We start from the raw sequence: 20,811 nt of genomic DNA, 5'->3' as shown, positions 1-20,811 counted from the left end.
CGACTACTTTTCTCCGGAGCCATAGCGCACGACCCGCTGTCGCTGCTCGCCCAGTCCCGCGATGCCGACTTCCAGGATGTCATCCTCCCGCAGCCAGCGCGGCGGCTTCATGCTCATGCCCACTCCAGGCGGTGTGCCGGTGCTGATCACATCGCCAGGTTGCAGGCTCATGAACTGACTCGTGTAATGCACCAGGTGCGCTACATCGAAGATCATGGTGCGAGTGTTGCCGTGCTGCATGCTCTGTCCGTTCACCTTGCACCACAGATCGAGCGACTGCAGATCCCCGGCTGCGTCGAGTGTGACGAGATACGGGCCGAGCGGACAGAACGTGTCGCATCCCTTGCCCTTGTCCCATTGTCCGCCACGCTCGAGCTGGTAGCTGCGCTCTGAAACGTCGTTGATGACGCAAACGCCGGCAACGTGGTCCAGGGCCGTTTCCTTCGAGACGTAGCGCGCGTGCCGACCGATCACCACGCCCAGTTCCACCTCCCAGTCGCCCTTCTGCGAACCAGGCGGCAAGACGACGTCATCGAAGGGGCCGGTGATCGACGACGTGGCCTTGAGGAACAGGATGGGTTCCGACGGGAGCGGCTGCCCGATCTCGTGCGCATGATCCGCGTAGTTGAGACCGACGCAGACGATCTTGCCGACCTGCGCGACGGCGGGGCCTATGCGAACCGTTGAATCGATCAGAGGAAGCGCAGCAGGGGACAGGGTTCGCAGTCGTGCGAGCCCGGTTTCCAGGGTGTGTCCATCCACATCGGCAACCACGCCGGACAGATCCCGGATGCGGCCCGAATTGTCGAGCATTCCTGGCTTTTCACGGCCCGGCGCACCGAATCGCAACAGCTTCATGGTCTACCTACACTGATGTTGAAGTCATTCATGTTGATCATGCAGCGGAAGATTACACGATGCGATTGATCCCGATCCGATTGGCGGGGAATTGGCAGCACGACATCCAGATTCCATCGCCGGTGCAGGCGGACGCATTCCTGGGCTACACGTTATCCAGTAAGCTCGATGCACGAGTGAACCTCAAGAATCTCACCGACCGGGGTGGCTACGTCATGAACAATGCCTTCCAGCCGAATCCGCTGCGCTGTGTGTATGTGATGCCGAACCATCCGCTCTGATCCAACGAGCCGGAAGCGATGTCGATCTTCGATCGCAGGCAATTCCTCGGCTTCTCCGCAGCGGCACATCACGACGCAGTGGCCTGCAGATTCGACGCCGGCCGTGTGCGCGTAGAAGTAGTCAACAACATCACCGCCGGCGGCGGTGTGCAAACCCAAGAACCCGGCCGGCTCAGCGGTCGACTCGAATCCAACCACGGATGAATCAATGAGCTTCATTACGCTGGATGCAGCATCGAAACAGTCTTATGACGTCATCGTCGTGGGGTCCGGCGCCGCGGGAGGTCAGACGGCGTACACGCTGACCATGGAAGGCGCGAAAGTGCTGATGCTGGAAGCGGGACGTCGCTATGACCCGTTGACCGAGACCCCGATGTTCCAGACACCGGACCAGGCACCTCTGCGTGGCGTCAGCACGGTGGACAAGCCATTTGGTTTCTACGATGCGACGGTGGACGGTGGCTGGGAGGTGCCAGGAGAACCGTACGTTCAAGCCAGCACCGATCCTGCCAGTCGCTTCATGTGGTGGCGTTCGCGCATGCTGGGCGGTCGCACGAATCACTGGGGACGCATCTCGTTGCGCAATGGTCCCTATGACTTCAAGGGACGTTCGCGCGACGGACTGGGGCTCGATTGGCCGATCTCGTATGAGGAATTGGCGCCGTACTACGACAAGGTCGAAATGCTGGTCGGCATCTACGGTTCGAAAGAAGGCCTGGAGAACACGCCTGACTCGCCCGATGGATGTCTGCTGCCGGCACCGAAGCCGCTGGTGAGCGACCTCTTGACCGAAAAGTACGCTCGCACGCTGGGTATTCCGGTGGTCGCGTGTCATCGCGCCGTGCTCACCGAGCGACTCGACTGGAAGCGGCTCCCAGCCCTACTGCATCCAGGCAATGCCACTGCGCAGACCATCCTCGCGGCCGACATGCAACGTCGTGCGGCGTGCTTCTTTGCCACGCCCTGCGGCCGTGGCTGCTCGACGCGGGCGAACTATCAATCGACCACCGTACACCTGCCGCCAGCGCTGGACACCGGCAAGCTGGACATCGTGACCGACGCGATGGTCCGCGAGGTGACGCTCGACAAGCGCGGCGACGCGTCGGGGGTTCGTGTCGTGGACCGAGCGACGGGCAAGGAAGTTCACGTGACGGCGCGTGTCGTCGTACTTGCAGCGAGTGCGCTCGAAACCGTGCGCATCCTGCTCAACTCCAAATCCAGCAGTTTTCCCCAGGGACTCGCGAACTCCAGCGGCAAGCTGGGCAAGTACATCATGGACACCGTGGGTGCCAGCGTGGTCGGGCAGATTCCGCGGCTGGAAAGTTTACCGCCGCACAATGAGGATGGAGTGTCCGGTGGACACATGTACTCGCCCTGGTGGCTCTATCAGGAGCAACTCGCCGGCAAGCTCAATTTCGCACGCGGCTATCACATTGAGTTCGGCGGCGGCCGGGACATGCCGTCGGTCTTCAGCACGGCCGACATGGAATGGCTGACGGGTGGCAGCTATGGCGCGAAGTTCAAGGAGGACCAGCGCCGTTACTACGGCTCCATGATGTATTTCTCAGGACGCGGAGAAATGCTGCCGAATGAGGATTCCTACTGCGAGATCGATCCCGTCGTCAAAGACAAATGGGGCATCCCCGTGCTGCGTTTCCACTGGAAGTGGTCGACGCACGAGATCAATCAGGCTGCCCACATGCAGAAGACCTTCGCCCAGCTGATCGAGGCCATGGGCGGACGTGTGAAGGATGTGGTGCATAGTGACGGTCGCAATGCCATCGCTCACGGCGGCGAGATCATTCACGAGGTGGGTGGCGCCATCATGGGCGAGAGTGCGCGCGACTCGGTCACCAACCAGTGGTGCCAGACGTGGGACGTAAAGAATCTCTTTCTCACCGACGGTGCGCCGTTTCCGTCCAACGCGGACAAGAATCCGACGCTCACCATCATGGCCAGCGCCTGGCGCGCGGCCGATCACATTCTCGATCGCATGCGCCGCAAGGAGCTGTAATGGACCGACGTACGACGATCAAGTGGATGCTGGCCGCGTCGGCATCGCTGCCCGCGCTCAAGGGAGCAGTCGTTCATGCGGCGCAGGCAACCGGTACGGCAGTGACATCGACGCCATACGGCACCGATCCCGACCTGCTTAAGATCTACAAGCCAGGCGATCTGTGGCCCCTCACACTGAGTTCTGAGCAGCGCGTCACCGCCGCAGCGCTTGCCGATCTGATCATTCCGGCGGATGCGAATTCGCCAAGTGCTTCCAAGGTTGGTGTGGTCGAGTTCATCGACGAGTGGATCAGCGCACCCTACGAAGAGCACCGTGCCGATCGCAAGATCGTGCTCAACGGGTTTGAATGGTTGGACAAGGAGTCCGCCCGCCGCTTCTCCAGGCCTTTCGGCGCACTATTGATCGGCCAGGGGCGACAGATCTGTGATGACATCTGCTACCTGCCGAAGGCCGCACCGCAATTCACCGAGGCGGCCGGGTTTTTTGCACGCTATCGCGATCTGACCGCGGGCGGCTTCTACACGACTCCTGAGGGCCGCAAGGATCTTCAATATGTCGGTAACGTGCCATTGGCCAGGTTCGATGGTCCGCCGGCGGCAGTACTCAAGAAAGCAGGTCTGCTATGAAACGGTCCGTGTTTCGATCGAGGTGCCAGATCTTCGGAAGACCGGGCACCGCTGCCGTCGCGGCACTATTGCTGATCGGGCCGTTCGCCCTCGCAGCAGAGACAGAGGAATTTCCGACGGGCTACACGGACGGCCCGCAACTGCCGGGCAGCCAATGGCGCGTTCATGACGAAGCACGTCCACGTCCCCCGATCGTGGCGCCCGGCACGGCCGGCAAGCCACCCGCTGACGCGGTGATCCTGTTCGATGGCACGAACCTCAAAGCGTGGACATCGGTGAAAGACGGAGGTCCCGCGACATGGAAAGTCGCAGACGGCTATATGGAAGTGACCGCCGGCGCCGGCGACATCGCCACTCGCGAGGAATTCGGCGACAGTCAGTTGCACGTCGAATTCGCCACGCCTGCGCCGCCCAGTAATCACAGTCAGGGGCGCGGCAACAGCGGCGTCTTTCTGTATGGCATATATGAAGTCCAGATTCTGGACAGCTTCGACAACCTCACCTACGCCGATGGCCAGGCCTCGGCGATCTTCGGCCAGACGCCGCCGCTCGTGAATGTCTCGCGCCCGCCAGGCGAATGGCAGACGTACGACATCATCTATACCGGGCCGCGATTCAAGGACGGCAAGGTCGTGACGCCTGGCTACGTCACGATCCTGCACAACGGCGTCGTTACCCAGAACCATACCGAACTGCTCGGTGCGGTGCGTTTTCGTGCGCTGCCTGCGCTGGTCGTGCACGGTCCGGCGGGACCGATCCAGCTGCAGGACCATACCTATCCGGTTCGCTTCAGGAACATCTGGATCCGACCACTGCAACGATAGCCGATGTCCGAGCAAGGACGGTTTGTCACTTGCCGCTGACCAGGCGAACACGTCGTTCCAACGACCTGACTGGTTGTGAGCTGTTTCATCTGACACGCGGGCTCGCGAGGCAGTCACATCGAGGTAATGGCTTGCGCCGACGCTGATCAGTGGATTGTGAAACGCCGGTATCCCGGCGCGAGCGTTACGATCGGCACGGCCGGCAAGGTTTCCCTGGAGCGTTCTGGCCCATGAAAGCGGAGAAATCATCATGGATATTCGCGGCTCAACTGTGTTTGTCACTGGCGCAAACCGAGGCATTGGTCTGGCGTTTGCGCGTGAAGCTCTGTCGCGCGGAGCGTCCAAGGTGTATGCCGGGATGCGCAACACCAAGGGCTTCTCAGTCGACGGCCTCGTTCCGGTCAGCCTGGATGTGACCGATCAGGGATCGGTGGACGCAGCGGCCGCACGGTGTGGAGATACGACGCTGCTCGTGAACAACGCAGGCATCGCACGCACGATGGATGGGCCACTTGATGAGCGGATGGAGGCGATGTCGCGAGAGCTCTTCGAAACGAACTACTACGGAATGATTCGGGTGACCCGCGCATTCGTGCCGGGTCTGGCGGCGCGCGGCGACGCCGGCATCATCAACGTGCTGTCGAGTGCGACCTGGCGTTCGATCCCGGCACTTGCGGCTTACGCCGCATCGAAGGCCGCGGCGTGGAGCTTTACCAACACCCTGCGCCTGCAACTGCAACTGAGCAGCCAGCGCATTCAGGTTCTCGCATTGCACGTCGGCTTCGTCGACACCGATCTAGCGCGAGACGTCGACAGGCCGAAGTCGAGTCCGCTGGACGTGGTGAGTCAGACGTTCGATGCGCTCGTCGCTGGCGAGGATGAAGTATTTGCGGACTCGGGCACGAAAGAGCTCAAGCGAGGGCTGTCCGCAACGCCGGCATCCTATATTGGTTCACATCGGTGAATGGCGAAACGGTCCCGCTCACCGCAACGGCTGCGGCGAGCCGCAGCCGTCTCTGCGAAGACTCCGTGTGCTCGCGGAGGGGCTACCGATGGGGCGGGATTCAGTAGTCCATCCCCAGGGAGACTCGTCGCCACGTCTCCAGTTCGGCACGCATGTCAGTGAGTTTCTCATCGAGTACCCGAACCGCATAGGCACCGGCCGTCAGGCGCATCGGGGGCGCCCCCTCATCTGCCAGCTGTACCAGTGCCTCTGCGAGCTTTGCCGGATCACCGGGCTGCTGACCATCGCGCTCCTCGAACGAACTGCGGGCTCGCTTGCGTCGATCATCGTAGTCGGCGATGGGATTCATGCTGATGCGCAGGGATTCCTTTGCAAGGAAGCCGGTGCGAAAGGGACCGGGTTCGATGAGCGTCACGAAGATTCCGAAGGGTGCGACTTCGTGCGACAGCGATTCCGAAAAGCCCTCCAGAGCGAACTTGCTGGTGCAGTAGAGCGAGGAGAACTCCATGCCGCGCAGACCGGCGACGGACGACAGGTTGAAGATCCGACCGCGGCGTGCAGACCGCATGACGGGCAGAACAGCGCGCGTGACGTTGAGGACGCCGAAGAGATTCGTGGCGAGCTGCGTCTGCACGTCCTCGTTCGTCGTTTCTTCGAAGAAACCCAGATGGCCATACCCTGCGTTGTTCACCAGCACATCGATGCCATCGAACCGCGCCACAGCGGCGGCGACCGCGGATCGCACCTCATCCGCGTCGCTGACATCGAGGTGCAATGACAGCAGTCGATCGCCATCGGCACCGAGTGCGCTGCGGACTTTCGCAAGATCCCGACCGGTGGCGACGACACGAGCGCCGGCACTCAAGGCTGCTTTCGCGATTTCATAACCAAATCCGCGGCTGGCGCCCGTGATGAACCATGTCTTTTGCATGGCGTCGCTCCTTCAGGTGATTGCTGAATGTATGACTGCTCCACTGGACATATAGTTTGCCGGCGCGCCTGACGCCTCGATGAGGCAGGCGCTGCCGGACGTTACGAACGAAACAGGCAGGGACACACAGACCGACGAGCCGTGAGACTGCGGCGAGCGGACGATCGGCCTTACACCATCGCGGGGCAGGTCATCGGCACTGCGGCGTCGATAACGGGTATACGCACCGTGAACGTGCTGCCGCAGCCAGGGCCTTCACTGCAGGCCTCGACCGTGCCGCCATGCAATTCAACGATGCGTTTGACGAGGCTCAGTCCGATCCCCAGGCCGCCGCGCGAGTGTTCTCTCGACGCATCGGCCTGGACGAAAAGATCGAACACGTTCGGCAGTATCTCAGGCGCGATGCCGATGCCGTCATCGCTGACCCGGATGATGGCCTCGCCTGCACTGGATTCGACGCTCAGCCGGATCTTGCCGTTGCGGACGCTGTACTTGGCGGAGTTGTCCAGCAGGTTGACCAACACCTGTGCCAGCCGAACCGGATCTGCCTCGAGTGACACCGCGCGCGCTGGCAGCTGCACGAGCAGCGTGTGGCGACTGGCGTCGATAGCCGGCCGGCAACTGTCCACGGCGGCCTCGACGATACTGGCCAGTTCGATGATCTCCTTGCGCACCACCATCTTCCCCGTCGCGACGCGCGCTACGCTCATGAGATCGTCGGTGATCCGGACGATTCGCATCAGTTGGGTGTCGATGAGCACTCGTGCCTGTTCGAACGTTGCGCCGGTGAGATTGGGCGCTTCGAGCGCGCGCACCGCACACTGGATTGCGGCAAGCGGGTTGCGTAGCTCATGCGCGAGGGTCGCGAGGACTTCGATCTGAGCCGGATCCCGATGCGTGTAGTGCACACCTGTCATACGTTGTTCCATCCTCAGCGGGTCATTCTGATGCTCTGGCCGCAGGTGCCGCCCGAGTTTGTTTCTGCGCTGATGCGCTCCGACCGATCACGTTCTGCAGCCGGCGACGTTGTTCTCCCGGCTGCCTGCAGTGGACCCCGGCTGCGTTGAGTCCTCGTTTCCAGACGTGGCAGTCACATTTCGACTGAAATCGGCTCGCCGATGGGTGATATGCGCATGGGTGATGGGCGTTCCTTTATTCCGGCACGCGCTGCGGCGGCGCCATGAACTCCGGACCGATGGGATCCGTAATGGTCTCCCGCAGGATGCGATCGATCCGCGCCATCGCCGTCTTGTCGAGCGACCAGCCGTTCACGCCGAGTTCGGGAAACAGCTGCGCGGGGTGACGCGCGCCCCAGAGAGCAACGTCGATCCCCTGATCCAGCATCCAGCGCACCGCCAGTTGAATCACGCGTCGATGAAAGTCGGTGCGGACCAGTTGATCGAGCTGCTGCATCGCTTTGAGGTACTGTCCGATGCGCGGCGGCTGAAACTTTGGATCGAGTCGGCGCAGATCGCCTTCCGGGAACGTCGTGTCCGACTGAATCCGCCCACTCAGCAATCCCCGGCACAGCGCTCCATAACCGAAAGTCACGATGCCATGCTGGCGACAATAGGGAAGGATCTCCATTTCGATACTTCGTTCGAACAGGTTGTAGGGAGCCTGCAGCACATGCAGCGGTGCGATCTGCCGGAACTGCTGCATTTGCGACACCGAGAAATTGCTCACACCGATCGCGCGGATCTTGCCCTGTTGGTACAGCGTGAGCATTGCTTCAGCGGTTTCCCAGATCGGCACGAGGGGATCGGGCCAGTGAACCTGGTAGATGTCGATGTGATCGGTACGCAGTCGTCGCAGCGAGTCCTCCGCTTCCCGCAGGATGCGGTCGCGCGATGCGTTGCGATAGACCTTGCCGTCATGCCAGTCGAGACCGACCTTCGTAGCGATGATTGCATGCTGCCGTGTGCCAGCTGTCGCAACGGCGCGGCCAACGATCTCCTCGGACAGGCCGAATCCGTAAGCGGGTGCCGTGTCGATCAGCGTGATCCCCTGATCGAGTGCGGCGATGATGGTGGCAGTGGCTTCGCGCTCGTCGGTTCCGCCCCACATCCAGCCGCCCATGGCCCAGGTACCGAGTGCCACCCGCGACACCCGCAAGCCGGTGCCCGGGATCGCAATGAGTTCCGTGTCGATCAGTTCATTCTGAACCTGGCGGGACTGGGGCACGGCATCACTCCTGTTCGTTGTCAGGCTCACGGTGGTCTTGCGGCATTGCGGCGACATGGCACTCCTCACCTGTCGCCGTTACGAATGAAATTCGCCACCAATGCGCGTGTCATCCTCATGAGCGGGGATTCAACTGGCGGTCGACAGTGGGTATCGAGCGCTGCGGGAACCGTTGGCGAGCGGACGCAGAAAGCGCTCATCCCCGATCAGCGCAGAGACTCAGGCGGATTCTGATGCTGGCTCCCATGTTCCGGTCGTGATCACACGCCACGATGGCTCCGCCCATCGCCTCGATGAAGCCCTTGCATAGCGCGAGTCCAAGGCCGCTACCAGGGACATCGGCGCATCGCCGGCCTCGAAAGAACGACTCGAATACGCGTGTTCGCTCCTACTGAAACCAGCGGCGTACGCAGATCATGCGAGAGGGAAGCGAGCAGAGCGACTGCAGACGGATGTTCGCGCTTCGACGCATCGAGCATCGCTCCTTGCGAACGGCAGGTGCCACCCGGATGTGATCAGTGAATGGCGCATTGCGCCGGCGCATCTCTGCAGATCGCTTCATTTCGTTGAATTGGCGACGGCGGTCTGCGGCGCATCACCTGGCGCGGGTTCATCTCCGGTGTGAGCCAGCCAGCCGCCACCGAGTGCCCGGTAGAGATCGACGAGGTTCGTCAGGCGTTGCAGCCGTGCTGCGACCAGAACCAGTTCGGCGTCGTAGAGATCTGTTTGCGCGGTGAGCACGTCGAGATAGCTGTCGTTGCCGTTCGTGTACAGAAGCTGGGCCAGTTCGAGCCGACGACGCTGCGCAGCGGTGAAGCGTTCCAGCGCAGTGATCTCATCATCGAGAGTGCCGCGCGCCGCCAGGCCGTCTGCCACTTCCTGGAAGGCGATCTGGATCGCCTTTTCGTATTGGGCGACACCGATCTGCTGGCTGACGCGGGCAGCGTCGAGGTTCGCGCGGTTCGCGCCGCCTGCAAAGAGCGTCTCCATGACGGTCGGACCCCACGTCCAGGCCGCAGAGCCCGGACTGAACAGGTCATGGAGTTTCCGACTGGCGGTGCCCGCGCTGCCGGTCAGCGTGATGCTGGGAAAGAACGCTGCGCGCGCCGCGCCGATGTCTGCATTGGCTGAGCGCAACAACGCCTCCGCCTCCAGCACATCGGGCCGGCGTGTGAGCAGCTCAGAGGGCAACCCTGCAGGAATGTCGGCGAGTATCTGTTGCTCGCCGAGACGGGCCGTCGGGACTGTCGAGTCGGGTGGCGTTTGCCCAAGCAGCAACACCAGGGCGTTCTGCGACTGTGCCCGCGCCCGCAACTGCGCCGCCTGGTTTGCGAGTGCCTGCTGAACGACGGTCTCCGCCTGACGCAGATCCAGTTCCGTGGCCACGCCGGTATCGAACTGCAGTTTCACCAGGTTGAAAGAGGCCTGCGCCGTTTCCAGCGTGCGTTTCGTGACCTCGAGCAGCTCATCGTTGGCGAGCATGGTGAGGTACTGATCCGCAACTTGCGCGATCAGCGTGATCTGCGCTGCCTTGCGTCCCTGTATCGACGCGAGGTACTGCTCGAGTGCGGCGGTCTTGAGGCTGCGGATGCGTCCGAACAGATCGATCTCCCAGGACGCCGATATGCCCACTTCAGTGCTCTTCAGGCGCAGCGGAACACTGCCGCGGTTCTCACCTATGCCCGGCGGTGAGCGCAAGCTGGTGCCGTCGGCAAACGCGGCGATCTGCGGGTACAACCCGGCGCCCTGAATGCGGAACTGCGCACGCAGCAATGCGACGTTCAACACGCTCGTGCGCAGATCGCGATTGTTCTCGAGTGCGATTTCGACGAGCTGTTGCAGCCGCGGGTCGGTCAGGAATTCACGCCATCCCAGGTCGCCCGCTCGCACGGTAGTGCCGCCCATCCGGGAGTCGGATACATAGGCGGGCCCTGCAGGATAGCGGTCGTCGATCGGTGCGGCAGGGCGGTGGTACTCGGGTATCAATGAACACCCGGCGCACACGAAACCGAGCGTGGCGATAGCAATCGGGCTCACCCTGGCACGGCTCTGGAACGGCCTTGCCGTGAATTTGTACGCTGCCATCTCAAGTCCGTCCCTGTTCAGTAGAGAGCGTGCCGGTGGCGGGTGCGATCGCAGTCGGTGTGGGAGCAACCGGGTTGGCTCGATCGCGACTCAAACGCTGCGCCACCACGACATAGAACATCGGGATCAGGAAGGTGGCGAGGAACGTGGCGCTCAACATGCCACCGATGACGCCGGTGCCGATGGCGTTGCGGCTTGCAGAGCCCGCGCCAGTGGCGATGGCGAGCGGCAGCACGCCGAGTATGAAAGCGAGGGACGTCATCAGGATCGGGCGCAATCGCAGGTGAGCCGCCTCGAGCGCGGCATCGACGACATTGCGGCCGCCTTCATGCAGGTTGCGTGCGAACTCGACGATCAGGATGGCGTTCTTGGCTGACAGTCCGATGGTGGTGAGCAGGCCCACCTGGAAATACACGTCGTTCGAGTAGCCAGCCAGCAGTGCGGCGCTGAGCGCACCGAGGATGCCGAGCGGTACGACGAGAATGACCGAGATCGGAATGGACCAGCTCTCATACAGCGCCGCCAGACTCAGGAAGACGATCAGAACGGACACCGCATAGAGAAAGGGAGCCTGCGAGCCCGAGAGCTCTTCCTGCAGCGACAGTCCCGTCCACTCGAAGCCGACGCCCTGTGGCAGCTGCTCCACCAGGCGTTGCATCGTTGCGATGGCGTCGCCGGTGCTGCTTCCCGGTGCTGCCTGACCCTGGATCTCGACTGAAGACACACCGTTGTAGCGTTCGAGCTTCGGCGATCCGTAAGTCCATTCGCCGGTGGCAAAGGCGGAGATCGGCACCATCGTGCCCTGCACGTTGCGCACATAGTGCAGGCGCAGATCCGCCGGATTCATGCGGAACTGCTGGTCGGCCTGCACGAAGACGCGCTTGATGCGACCGTCAGTATCCAGAAAGTTGTTGACGTAGTCCGAGCCCCAGGCGATCGAAAAGGATTGATCGATGTCGCTCAGATTCACGCCGAGTGCACTGGCCTTCTCGCGATCGATCTTTATCTTGAAGGTCGGATTGTCGCTGAGGCCATTGGGGCGCACGAGCGCGAGTGTCGGGTCCTGGTTCGCCAGGGCAAGCAACTTGTCGCGGGCCTCCATGAGCTTTACATGGCCGATGCCGCCGCGATCCTCCAGTTCCAGGTCGAAGCCCGATGCCGTGCCGAGTTCGCGAATCGGCGGCGGATTGACCGGAATGATCAGGGCTTCGCGATAGCTGGCGTAGCGCGCGGAGAGGCGTCCGATCAGCGCCTGCACGCTCAGTTCCTTGCTCTTGCGCACATCCCAGTCCTTGAAACGTACGAACACCAGGCCCTGATTCTGTCCGCGGCCCGCGAAGTTGAAACCGTTCACTTCGAAGACCGCATCGACCATGCGCGACTCCTGCTCGAGCAGATAGTCCGCAACATCGTGCAGCACGATGGCGGTACTGCCCTGGGTTGCTCCCGGCGGACCTTGCACCAGTACGAAGACGTAGCCTTGATCTTCATCGGGCAGGAACGATGTCGGCAGATGCGTGAACATCCAGCCAACGACGCCGAGGGTGGCGAGATAGATCAGCAGCCAGCGGCCCGAGCGCGCAATGACGTTGCGTACGCCGCTCATGTAGCCGTTGCGGCCACGTTCGAAGACGCGATTGAACCAGAGGAAAAAACGCGTGTTCGCCATCGTCGCGTGTCCGGCTGGCTTCAGCAGGGTGGCGCACAGTGCCGGTGTGAGCGTCAGTGCAACGAACACCGAGAGCAGCATCGCCGCCACGATGGTCAGCGAGAACTGCCGATAGATCGCGCCCACCGAGCCGGTCGACAACGCGACCGGAACGAACACCGCGGACAACACCAGTGCCACGCCGATGAGGGCGCCGGTGATCTGTGACATGGCCTTCTGCGTCGCCTCGCGCGGCGAGAGACCTTCTTCGGCGATGATGCGCTCGACGTTCTCGACCACCACGATGGCATCGTCGATGAGCAGGCCGATGGCGAGCACCAGTCCGAACATCGACAGCGTGTTGATGGAGAAGCCGACCGCCGCCATGATTCCGAAGGTTCCGAGGAGCACCACCGGCACGGCCACTGTCGGTACCAGGGTGGCGCGGATGTTCTGCAGGAACAGCAGCATCACCAGGAACACCAGCACGATGCCCAGCAGCAGTGCCTTGACGACTTCGGCGATGGAGATGCGCACGAAAGGCGTCGTGTCGTAGGGGTACACGACGCTCATGCCCGGCGGGAAGTAGGCCTCGAGCTCGGCGATGCGTTTGCGGATCGCATCCGTGGTCTGCAGCGCATTCGCGCCCGTCGACAGCTGGAATCCGATCGCGGCGGCGGGTTGCCCGTTGTAGCGCGTGTCGATGTTGTAGTTCTCCGCGCCCAGCTCGACGCGGGCCACATCACGTATCCGCACCTGCGAGCCATCCGTGTTCACTTTCAGAAGGATGTTGCCGAACTCTTCGGGAGTGCTCAGCAACGTCGATTCGGTAATCGCGGCGGTCAGGCGCTGCGAAGCAGGTGCGGGTGTGCCGCCGAGTGCGCCACCGGAGACCTGTACGTTCTGCGCCAGCAGTGCATCGGTGACGTCCACCGGCATCAACGAAAAGCTGTTGAGCTTGTTGGCGTCCAGCCAGATGCGCATCGCGTACTGCGTGCCGAAGACGGTGATGTTGCCGACACCCGGCAGGCGGCTGACCGGATCCTGCACGTGCGAGACGACGTAGTCGGCAATGTCGTACCGGGTCATGTGGCGGTCCGACGAGATAAAGCCGGCCACGAGCAGGAATGAAGCGCTCGACTTGGTGACGCGGATGCCGGATTGCTGGACCTGCTGGGGCAGCTGCGGCACCGCGAGTTGCAGTTTGTTCTGAACCTGCACCTGTGCGATGTCGGGATCGGTGCCCGGCTCGAAGGTGATCGTGGTCGTGGATTGACCGGAGTCGTCGCTGGTCGAGGCCATGTAGAGCAGATGATCGATGCCGCTGATCTGCTGCTCGATCACCTGTACCACGTTGTTCTCGACGGTTTGCGCCGAGGCGCCCGGATAGCTTGTCGTGATCTGCACGGACGGCGGTGCGATGGTCGGATACTGCTCGACCGGCAGACGCGTGATCGCAAGCGTGCCGGCGAGTGAAACCAGGATCGCAATGACGATCGCAAAGATCGGATGGTCTATGAAGAAGCGTGCCATGACGTGAGGGCTACTTTGGCTAGTTGGCGTGCGCCTGCACGACTGGGGTGGAGGCCTGTGCCAGCTTGGGTGCGACCACGGTTCCCGGCTGAGCTCGTTGTATGCCGCTGACGATCACCTGGTCGCCCTCACTCAATCCGTCTTCGACGACCCAGTCGCTGCCCAACGTGCGCGTCGCGGTCACGACTTTGGAAACGACCTTGTTGTCGGGTCCCACCAGCAGCACGGTGGCCCTGCCGGTGCGGTCGTGCGACACGCCGGTTTGCGGCACGAGGATGGCGTGCTGGTCCAGGCCCCGCTCGATGCGGGCGCGCACGAACATTCCCGGCAGCAGCAGGTGCTGCGGATTGGGGAAGATGGCGCGCACGGTGACTGTGCCAGTGCCGGAATCGACGGTGATGTCCGTGAACTCCAGCGTGCCACTGAGTGCGTACGCGCCACCATTCTCGAGCACGAGGTGCACCTTCGCCTGATCCGGTCCAGCGAGCTTGAGTCGACCATCGGCAACATCCTGTCGCAGCTGCAGGCCCTCGACGCTCGTCTGGTTGAGGTCGACGTAGATGGGATCGATCTTCTGAATGGTGGCCATCAGCGTCGCTTCGCTGAGCTGCACATAGGCGCCCTGGGTCACCAAGGCGGGCCCGATGCGACCGCTGATGGGCGTCGTGACGTCGGTGTAGCCAAGATTGATGGACGCAAGCTCCACGGCTGCCACGCCGGCTGCAACGTCGGCTTCGGCCTGACGCTGGGCGGCCACCGCATTGATGTAGGTCTGCTTGCTGACCGCGTTGGCGGCGACCAATATGCTGTCTCGCTCTGCCTGTGCACGCGTCGATTCGACATTGGCACGAGCCCGGGCCAGCTGCGCACGCGCGCTGTCGAGTGCGGCGCGGTAGGGTGCAGGATCGATCTGGTAGAGAAGCTGACCGGCGGTGACGTCCGCTCCCTCCTGAAACAGGCGTTGCAGCACGATCCCATCGACTCGCGCACGGACCTGGGCCACGAGGTACGGCGAGGTGCGCCCCGGCAGCTCTGTCACCACCGGTACCGCAGTGCGTCGCGCCGCTACGACGGACACCTCGGGCGGCGCGGCAGCGTTCTGCGGTTGATCGCGACAGCCGCCGAGGACCGAAGCAAGCAGGAGCGCGGAAAACGCTGCGGCTTTCCTGACTGTCGGAGGGACATCCATAAGCATCTGCTCCCCGTGAACCCGCGGCTGAGTGCAGCGGCTGAGAGCAGTAAAGCGCGAAGTTTCCGTTGGATTGATGGCGGCGAGTGCGCCGCGTATTACGGACGAAACCGGCGGTGTTATTCAGCCGATCACGTCGGCGACGAAACGGCGCGCGGCGCGCGGAACTCGGTGACGTAGAACAGCAGTGCTGCCGCTGCGAACGCTGCCCCCGCGATGGCAAGTGCGGTCCAGCTGCCAAAGACATACAGCGCAGCCGCGGCGCTCGAGCCGACGGCGCCGCAAGCGAAAACGAACGCCATGTACAGTCCGGTCAGACGGCCTCGCAGTTCAGGTGCGAGCATGTAGATGCACCGCAGACTGAGGACCTGATTGACCTGTATGGCCGCATCCAGCACCAGCGCCGCGATGACCAGTACGGCAATGGAATGCAGCTGCGCGGCAAGCAGGCTCAGCAGCAGCGCCAGCACTACGGCGCCGATTGCATAGCCCGTCGCGGGTCGCGTCAGTCCGCGATCCGCCAGCCGGCCCGCCAGTGGCGCCGACAGTGCGCCGGCGGCCGCAGCGAGCGTGAACAGCGCAATGCCCTTGTGTCCGAGATCGAACTGCTGTGCCAGCAATAACGGTGAGGCGGTCCAGAACATGTTGAACGCTGCGAACAACATGCCCTGGTAGAACGCGCGACGACGTAGCGGCGGCGTGTTCGCTACCAATCCAGGCAGGGAACGCAGGATGGCCGGATATCCGAGATGCTGCGCGGGCCAGCGCTGCGGAAGCGCGAGTCGCAGGGTCACGATCAGGATGAGTATGAAGCAGGCGGCGAGCGCGAATACCGTGCGCCAGCCGAACAGTGCTGCGATGTAGCTTGCAAAGGGGCGCGCGAGCATGATCCCGGCAACCAGCCCGCCCACGACGACACCAATGACCGATCCTCGTGAAGCCGCGGGGACCAGCTGGGAAACGAAGGGAATCAGAATCTGTGTCGCGACGGCGCTCACGCCGACGGCAAATGAAGCAACCAGAAATGTGAGCATTGAATCCGACAGGGCGACGCCGATCAGCGCGACGAGCAGGGCGCTCAGGGTCAGAAGCACCAGTCCACGATTCTCGAACCGGTCGCCGAGAGGTACGACAAGCAGCAGTCCCGCGCCGAACCCGAGCTGCGTGAGCGCGACGATCACACCGGCGAGACCGGTGTGCAATCCCAGTTCCGGTGCGATGAGGGCAATCAGTGGTTGGGCATAGTAGATGTTGGCGACGATGAGGCCGCAGGCCACGGCAAATGTCAGGACGAGTGTCCGGCCAGGCACGTGTGGTGCCTGCCCGGATTGCTCCTGACTACTCATGCTCGCTCATGCTTGCTTGCTTTGCTCAGGGGCGACTGCGGAAAGGAGCCCCTCTTCGAAACATTGCGGCCGTGGGGAGGAGGATGGCTGCAAATGCGGATCGAGTCGAAGAGGGGCTGTCTGAGTCGCCGTTGCGAAATGCCGTAGCTGCACGTTCCGACAGGCTGCTGATGCAGTGATGTCCGTACGCCTTCATGCTATTTCAACTGAAGTCCATCGCCACCGCTCTGATCGGCGGGATTGGTCTTCTGGGGCACCGCCACGACACGGGTTTCGTACCGCGTGACGGGGGGCTGTTCTTTGACCTGCGCCAGGAGCAGGGGTGCTCGCGGCGCGGCGGGCGCGATCCGCGCCGCGCGCAATGCGTCGCGGGCACGCTCCTGATAGTGCAGGGCGGACGTACGCACGTTGTTGCCCTCGATGACGAAAGGGATCTGCGCCACATAGGCGAGAACCTGCGGTACGCCGAACTCGCTGATCAGCGGTCGGACCAGTGAGATACCACCATAGAGACGAACAACGTCGTACTCGCTGTCCTGGTAGCTGAGGCCAGGACGATTGAAGGCCGAGAAGTTCTCCGGCCATATCCGGTCGACCCGGTTCTCGTTGAAGTGCAGGGGGCGACGCACCTTGACGAACCTTGCGATCCCGGTGACCACCATCTCGCACGGCAGACGTTTGGCGACCTCCACCGAGCTGCAGTCGGCGTGCGGCCACGAAAGTCCGCTCTTGCGTGCAGCCGACTGCAGGTAGACAGCCCATATCGCATTGTCGATGGCCTCGATGACCGGAAAATCCTCGCGGAACTTCTCCTTCTGATAGTAGGGCCAGTAGTAGACGGCCCAGCGCAGCGGATTCGGCAACGTTGCGCCGACGGCGCGGCGCGACAGCAGCAGCATCTGCCGTTCGGCATCGTAGTGCGCGTGTCCGGTCATCATTGAGGAATCCGGATCTTTCATGCGAACGAAACGTACGCGCAACTGCTCCGGCATTGCACCCGAGAGATCGCCGAATGCACTTTCGATCGCGTCGGCACGATAGGAGATCAGCTTCATCAGCTGCTCTTCGCAGCGGCGTCGACTGCCGCTTTCGCACGCAAAGCCTGCAACGGGAAGCAGAAGCACCACACACACAATCCACGGTTTCATCGCTGGCTCCAGTGGCGTCGAAGGGAGACTCGCGAGTTGAGGATCGGCAGCAGGTATTACCAGGGGGTTGCGTATCACCAGCGGCGCGTTGCGGTTGAAACCCCTGCGAAGAGCGCAGTAACTGGAACGTAAGCGTGTTTCACGCGCAATGAGACGGCGCCGCGTCGACGTGAAGCGGTAACGAATCGATTCGATCGTTGACGTCAGTTACAGCGATTCGCTCCAACGGGGCAAGCCGAATGACTGAAGTCGTTTCATCCGCGAGCCATCCCGGCCTGACATCACCAGCGCCGCAGGAGACTCATCCCGCGTGGCTGCGTATCACGCACTGGGTGAATGCAGTCGCAGTGGCGCTCATGGTCACCAGCGGCTGGCAGATCTACAACGCCTCGCCGTTGTTTGCGGGAGTGCACTTCCCGACGCAGATCACCCTTGGCGGCTGGCTCGGCGGCGCATTGCTGTGGCATTTCGCGGCGATGTGGCTGCTGGTCGTGAACTTCCTGGTCTACCTTGCGCTGGGCGTGCTGAGCGGTCGCCTCGTGCACATGCTGCTGCCCGTCAGTGCGCGAGGTTTTGGTCGTGATCTTGCGGCAGCCCTGCGCGGCGCGCTCGTGCACGATGACCCGTCGCGCTACAACATGGTCCAGAAGGCCGCGTACATCGTGGTCATCCTGACCATCATGGTGCTGATCGCGTCAGGCCTGGCGATCTGGAAGCCAGTGCAGTTTTCGATGTTGTGCGATCTGATGGGCGGCTATGACACTGCGCGTGTCGTGCATTTCTTCGCCATGACCGTCCTGGTTGGGTTCTTCGCAATACACGTGACCATGGCGCTTCTCGTGCCGCGTTCATTGCTCAGCATGGTTCGCGGGCGATGAGATGAGCAGCAGGGAGCCAAAAGTCCCGCGTCTGGATGCGCGCCTCATCATCCGCGATGCGCAGCGCGAGCTGACACGGCCGACCCGGCGCCTGTTCGCCAAACAGCTGCTCTCGCTCGGTGGCTTGTCGCTGCTCACCGGATGCACGCTGAGCGATGACAGTTCGGTCGAGAAGATGCTGCGGCGAATCTCGCGCTTCAATGATCGCGTGCAGGGATGGATCTTCGATCCGAACAAGCTTGCACCGACGTATCCGGAGTCGATGATCACGCGGCCGTTTCCGTTCAATGCGTACTACGACATCGACGAGGTGCCGCAGGTCGACGCAGCGAGCTATCGCCTCGAGCTGAGCGGGCTGGTGCGCGGCAAGCGCGAGTGGACGCTCGAGGAACTGCGCGCGATGCCGCAAACGAGCCAGATCACACGGCACATCTGTATCGAAGGCTGGAGTGCGATCGGTCGATGGGGAGGCATCACCTTCTCCGATTTTCTCAAGCGCACGGGTGCCGACACGACGGCCAGGTACGTCTTCTTCAAATGCGCGGACGATTACTCGACCAGCATCGACATGCCGACGGCACTGCACCCGCAGACGCAGCTGACACTGACCTACGACGGTGTCGTGTTACCGCCGAAGTACGGCTTTCCGATGAAGCTGCGGATCCCGACCAAACTCGGCTTCAAGAATCCCAAGCACATCCTGTCGATCGACCTCACGAATACGTATCCCGGCGGCTACTGGGAGAACCAGGGTTACAACTGGTTCAGCGGCAGTTGATGCCGTAGCCACTTCATCCACCAGAAACTTTCAAGCGGAGGCTTTATGGCTCAACCAGGCAGAACATTTTTCCTGCGAATGGCGGTGGCATCGCTGACCATGGCGATCTCGACGGTGACACTCGCACAGATGCGGATGGAGATGGAGCCGCAGTCCAACATGCAGCAAAAGACGCAGCGTATTCGCGGCGACATCGTTTCGCTCGCGGACCAGACGCTGACGGTTCATCGCGTCAGCGGCGATACCGTCACCATCGAGGTTCCTCCGACAGTGCCTCTGTCCGCAGTGCGCAAGCTGTCACTCAGTGATATCAAGCCGGGTTCATTCATCGGCACTGCTGCGACGACGGATGTACAGGGCCGTTTGACGGCGCAGGAGGTGGTCGTGTTTCCGGAAGCCGCGCGCGGTACCGGAGAAGGCCACTATGCGTGGGATCTCGGCCCGCGCAGCACGATGACCAATGCCAATGTGGATGCCATCGTCGACAGTACCAATGGCACGAACGTGAAGCTGTCGTACAAGGGCGGCAAGAAGGACATCACCGTTCCTCCCAATGTGCCCATCGTCACATTCGTCCCTGCGGACAGAACAGATCTGTCCAAAGGCAAGAAGGTGTTCGTGATCGCCACGGGCAGCGGGCCGAATCAGTTCGTGGCGCAACGCGTGGTAGTCGAGAAGGATGGTGTGGTGCCACCGATGTGAGGATTGTTGACCACAGAGCCTGTCGGTCCTTCGCCCCTTCGACAAGGAGTCAGGGCGAGCGGAGGGCCGAGGGCGGAGCCATATCTTCATCTGGTCCGTCAGTCACTGCGCCTGCGCGGAAATCCTGAAGTTCACTACCAGGCGATCGCGCACTTCCAATGCGCCGAGCGCCACTTTGAAGGGCTTGATGCCGAAGTCGCTCTGCAGGATGTCGAACTGACCTTTGGCAGTGAGTTCTTTGCCGTCAATGGTGACAGTGGCAGGGACGCGGATGTCGCGGGTCACGTCCTTGATCTGAACATGCACGACGAACTGCGCGTCCGGCAGCGTTCCGGACATCTGCGCCGAGCGCAGCGTGATCTGCGGATAGTGTTCGCCGTCGAGCACTTCGGGCAGCAGCATGTTGTGGCGCGTGCCATCCCGGTCCGCCTGCGGCACCTCGGATGCGAAATCGCGGCCGGCAGCTTTGCGTGCTGCGGCGTCGTCGATGATCAGACCGGCCACGGGAAAGGATAGATCGAAACCCGATTGCGCCGGGCCGACCCGGACTTTCCCGCTCAATGCGCCCACCGTCATCACATGATCGTGGCCGAACAGTGCCAGTGCGCCAGCACGATAGACCAGGATGTTCACGGAGGATTTCTGCTCGCTGACGACGTAGGTGGTGCTCGAGGCATCGACCGACGGCGAATCCTTCGTCATGGCCTGATCCGTGGTCGTGGCACCGACGAGCCACGGACTGAAGAGCGCGATCGCAGCGATCGCATTCGTTGCATGACGGGGTGCTCGCGGGAATTTCATGGTGATCTCCACTCCTCG

Annotated in this window: 19 protein-coding genes and 1 pseudogene; 9 read left to right on the top strand and 11 right to left on the bottom strand. The window is 62.3% G+C overall.

Annotation, left to right across the window (positions count from 1 at the left end):
• Positions 1 to 3 precede the first annotated feature (3 nt).
• Positions 4 to 858 (bottom strand): fumarylacetoacetate hydrolase family protein, encoded by an 855-nt coding sequence (locus VIZ63_RS11250; RefSeq protein WP_331609701.1) that lies wholly within the window; start codon positions 856 to 858, stop codon positions 4 to 6.
• 59 nt (positions 859 to 917) lie between these two features.
• On the opposite strand from VIZ63_RS11250, the gene VIZ63_RS11245 reads away from it, so the two are divergent.
• The 6 genes from VIZ63_RS11245 (at position 918) to VIZ63_RS11220 (ending at position 5,570) form a co-directional block, all read left to right on the top strand.
• Positions 918 to 1,139, top strand: a complete 222-nt coding sequence (locus tag VIZ63_RS11245) for a hypothetical protein (protein ID WP_331609700.1) — start codon at positions 918 to 920, stop codon at positions 1,137 to 1,139.
• Positions 1,140 to 1,157: 18 nt separating this feature from the next.
• Positions 1,158 to 1,343 carry a hypothetical protein gene (locus VIZ63_RS11240; protein ID WP_331609699.1) on the top strand — a complete coding sequence of 62 codons (186 nt, stop codon included), beginning with the start codon at positions 1,158 to 1,160 and terminating at the stop codon, positions 1,341 to 1,343.
• A 4-nt stretch (positions 1,344 to 1,347) separates the two neighbouring features.
• Positions 1,348 to 3,153 (top strand): GMC family oxidoreductase, encoded by a 1,806-nt coding sequence (locus VIZ63_RS11235; RefSeq protein WP_331609698.1) that lies wholly within the window; start codon positions 1,348 to 1,350, stop codon positions 3,151 to 3,153.
• Entirely contained in the window at positions 3,153 to 3,782 is a 630-nt protein-coding gene (locus tag VIZ63_RS11230; RefSeq protein ID WP_331609697.1) for a gluconate 2-dehydrogenase subunit 3 family protein, read from the top strand. The genes VIZ63_RS11235 and VIZ63_RS11230 overlap by 1 nt, the downstream gene beginning before the upstream one ends.
• Positions 3,779 to 4,606, top strand: coding sequence for a DUF1080 domain-containing protein (locus tag VIZ63_RS11225; RefSeq protein WP_331609696.1), 828 nt, complete (start codon positions 3,779 to 3,781; stop codon positions 4,604 to 4,606). Before VIZ63_RS11230 ends, VIZ63_RS11225 begins: the two co-directional genes overlap by 4 nt.
• A gap of 250 nt (positions 4,607 to 4,856) precedes the next feature.
• Positions 4,857 to 5,570, top strand: coding sequence for an SDR family oxidoreductase (locus VIZ63_RS11220; protein ID WP_331609695.1), 714 nt, complete (start codon positions 4,857 to 4,859; stop codon positions 5,568 to 5,570).
• A 100-nt stretch (positions 5,571 to 5,670) separates the two neighbouring features.
• Here the strand turns inward: VIZ63_RS11220 and VIZ63_RS11215 are convergent, their stop codons facing one another.
• The 9 genes and pseudogenes from VIZ63_RS11215 to VIZ63_RS11180 all read right to left on the bottom strand — a co-directional run bounded on the left by VIZ63_RS11215 (position 5,671) and on the right by VIZ63_RS11180 (position 17,634).
• Positions 5,671 to 6,501, bottom strand: a complete 831-nt coding sequence (locus tag VIZ63_RS11215) for an oxidoreductase (RefSeq protein WP_331609694.1) — start codon at positions 6,499 to 6,501, stop codon at positions 5,671 to 5,673.
• 170 nt (positions 6,502 to 6,671) lie between these two features.
• Positions 6,672 to 7,418, bottom strand: a complete 747-nt coding sequence (locus VIZ63_RS11210) for a HAMP domain-containing sensor histidine kinase (RefSeq protein ID WP_331609693.1) — start codon at positions 7,416 to 7,418, stop codon at positions 6,672 to 6,674.
• A 235-nt stretch (positions 7,419 to 7,653) separates the two neighbouring features.
• Complete coding sequence (locus VIZ63_RS11205) at positions 7,654 to 8,685, bottom strand: aldo/keto reductase (RefSeq protein WP_331609692.1); 1,032 nt, start codon at positions 8,683 to 8,685, stop codon at positions 7,654 to 7,656.
• A gap of 196 nt (positions 8,686 to 8,881) precedes the next feature.
• Positions 8,882 to 9,055 (bottom strand): annotated as a pseudogene (locus tag VIZ63_RS25395) (histidine kinase); the annotation flags it as partial.
• 188 nt (positions 9,056 to 9,243) lie between these two features.
• The gene (locus VIZ63_RS11200; protein WP_331609691.1) at positions 9,244 to 10,770 is read right to left on the bottom strand and encodes an efflux transporter outer membrane subunit; all 1,527 of its coding nucleotides are present in this window, start codon (positions 10,768 to 10,770) and stop codon (positions 9,244 to 9,246) included.
• Between the two features lies 1 nt (position 10,771).
• Positions 10,772 to 13,951, bottom strand: coding sequence for an efflux RND transporter permease subunit (locus tag VIZ63_RS11195; RefSeq protein ID WP_331609690.1), 3,180 nt, complete (start codon positions 13,949 to 13,951; stop codon positions 10,772 to 10,774).
• Positions 13,952 to 13,970: 19 nt separating this feature from the next.
• Positions 13,971 to 15,146, bottom strand: a complete 1,176-nt coding sequence (locus tag VIZ63_RS11190; RefSeq protein ID WP_414703790.1) for an efflux RND transporter periplasmic adaptor subunit — start codon at positions 15,144 to 15,146, stop codon at positions 13,971 to 13,973.
• Between the two features lie 125 nt (positions 15,147 to 15,271).
• Positions 15,272 to 16,486 carry an MFS transporter gene (locus tag VIZ63_RS11185; protein WP_331609688.1) on the bottom strand — a complete coding sequence of 405 codons (1,215 nt, stop codon included), beginning with the start codon at positions 16,484 to 16,486 and terminating at the stop codon, positions 15,272 to 15,274.
• Positions 16,487 to 16,683: 197 nt separating this feature from the next.
• Positions 16,684 to 17,634 carry a hypothetical protein gene (locus VIZ63_RS11180; RefSeq protein ID WP_331609687.1) on the bottom strand — a complete coding sequence of 317 codons (951 nt, stop codon included), beginning with the start codon at positions 17,632 to 17,634 and terminating at the stop codon, positions 16,684 to 16,686.
• Between the two features lie 239 nt (positions 17,635 to 17,873).
• On the opposite strand from VIZ63_RS11180, the gene VIZ63_RS11175 reads away from it, so the two are divergent.
• The 3 genes from VIZ63_RS11175 to VIZ63_RS11165 all read left to right on the top strand — a co-directional run bounded on the left by VIZ63_RS11175 (position 17,874) and on the right by VIZ63_RS11165 (position 19,992).
• Positions 17,874 to 18,512, top strand: a complete 639-nt coding sequence (locus VIZ63_RS11175; RefSeq protein WP_331609686.1) for a cytochrome b/b6 domain-containing protein — start codon at positions 17,874 to 17,876, stop codon at positions 18,510 to 18,512.
• 1 nt (position 18,513) lies between these two features.
• Positions 18,514 to 19,290 carry a molybdopterin-dependent oxidoreductase gene (locus tag VIZ63_RS11170; protein WP_331609685.1) on the top strand — a complete coding sequence of 259 codons (777 nt, stop codon included), beginning with the start codon at positions 18,514 to 18,516 and terminating at the stop codon, positions 19,288 to 19,290.
• A 129-nt stretch (positions 19,291 to 19,419) separates the two neighbouring features.
• The gene (locus VIZ63_RS11165; RefSeq protein WP_349261171.1) at positions 19,420 to 19,992 is read left to right on the top strand and encodes a hypothetical protein; all 573 of its coding nucleotides are present in this window, start codon (positions 19,420 to 19,422) and stop codon (positions 19,990 to 19,992) included.
• Positions 19,993 to 20,094: 102 nt separating this feature from the next.
• Here VIZ63_RS11165 and VIZ63_RS11160 read toward each other — a convergent pair whose 3' ends face one another.
• A complete protein-coding gene (locus VIZ63_RS11160; RefSeq protein WP_331609683.1) occupies positions 20,095 to 20,793 on the bottom strand; it encodes a YceI family protein in 699 nt (232 codons plus the stop codon).
• Positions 20,794 to 20,811: the final 18 nt, after the last annotated feature.

The organism is Povalibacter sp., from assembly GCF_036520495.1.
Taxonomy (GTDB): Bacteria; Pseudomonadota; Gammaproteobacteria; order Steroidobacterales; family Steroidobacteraceae; genus Steroidobacter.
This window is presented reverse-complemented; position numbering and strand designations above follow the sequence as displayed.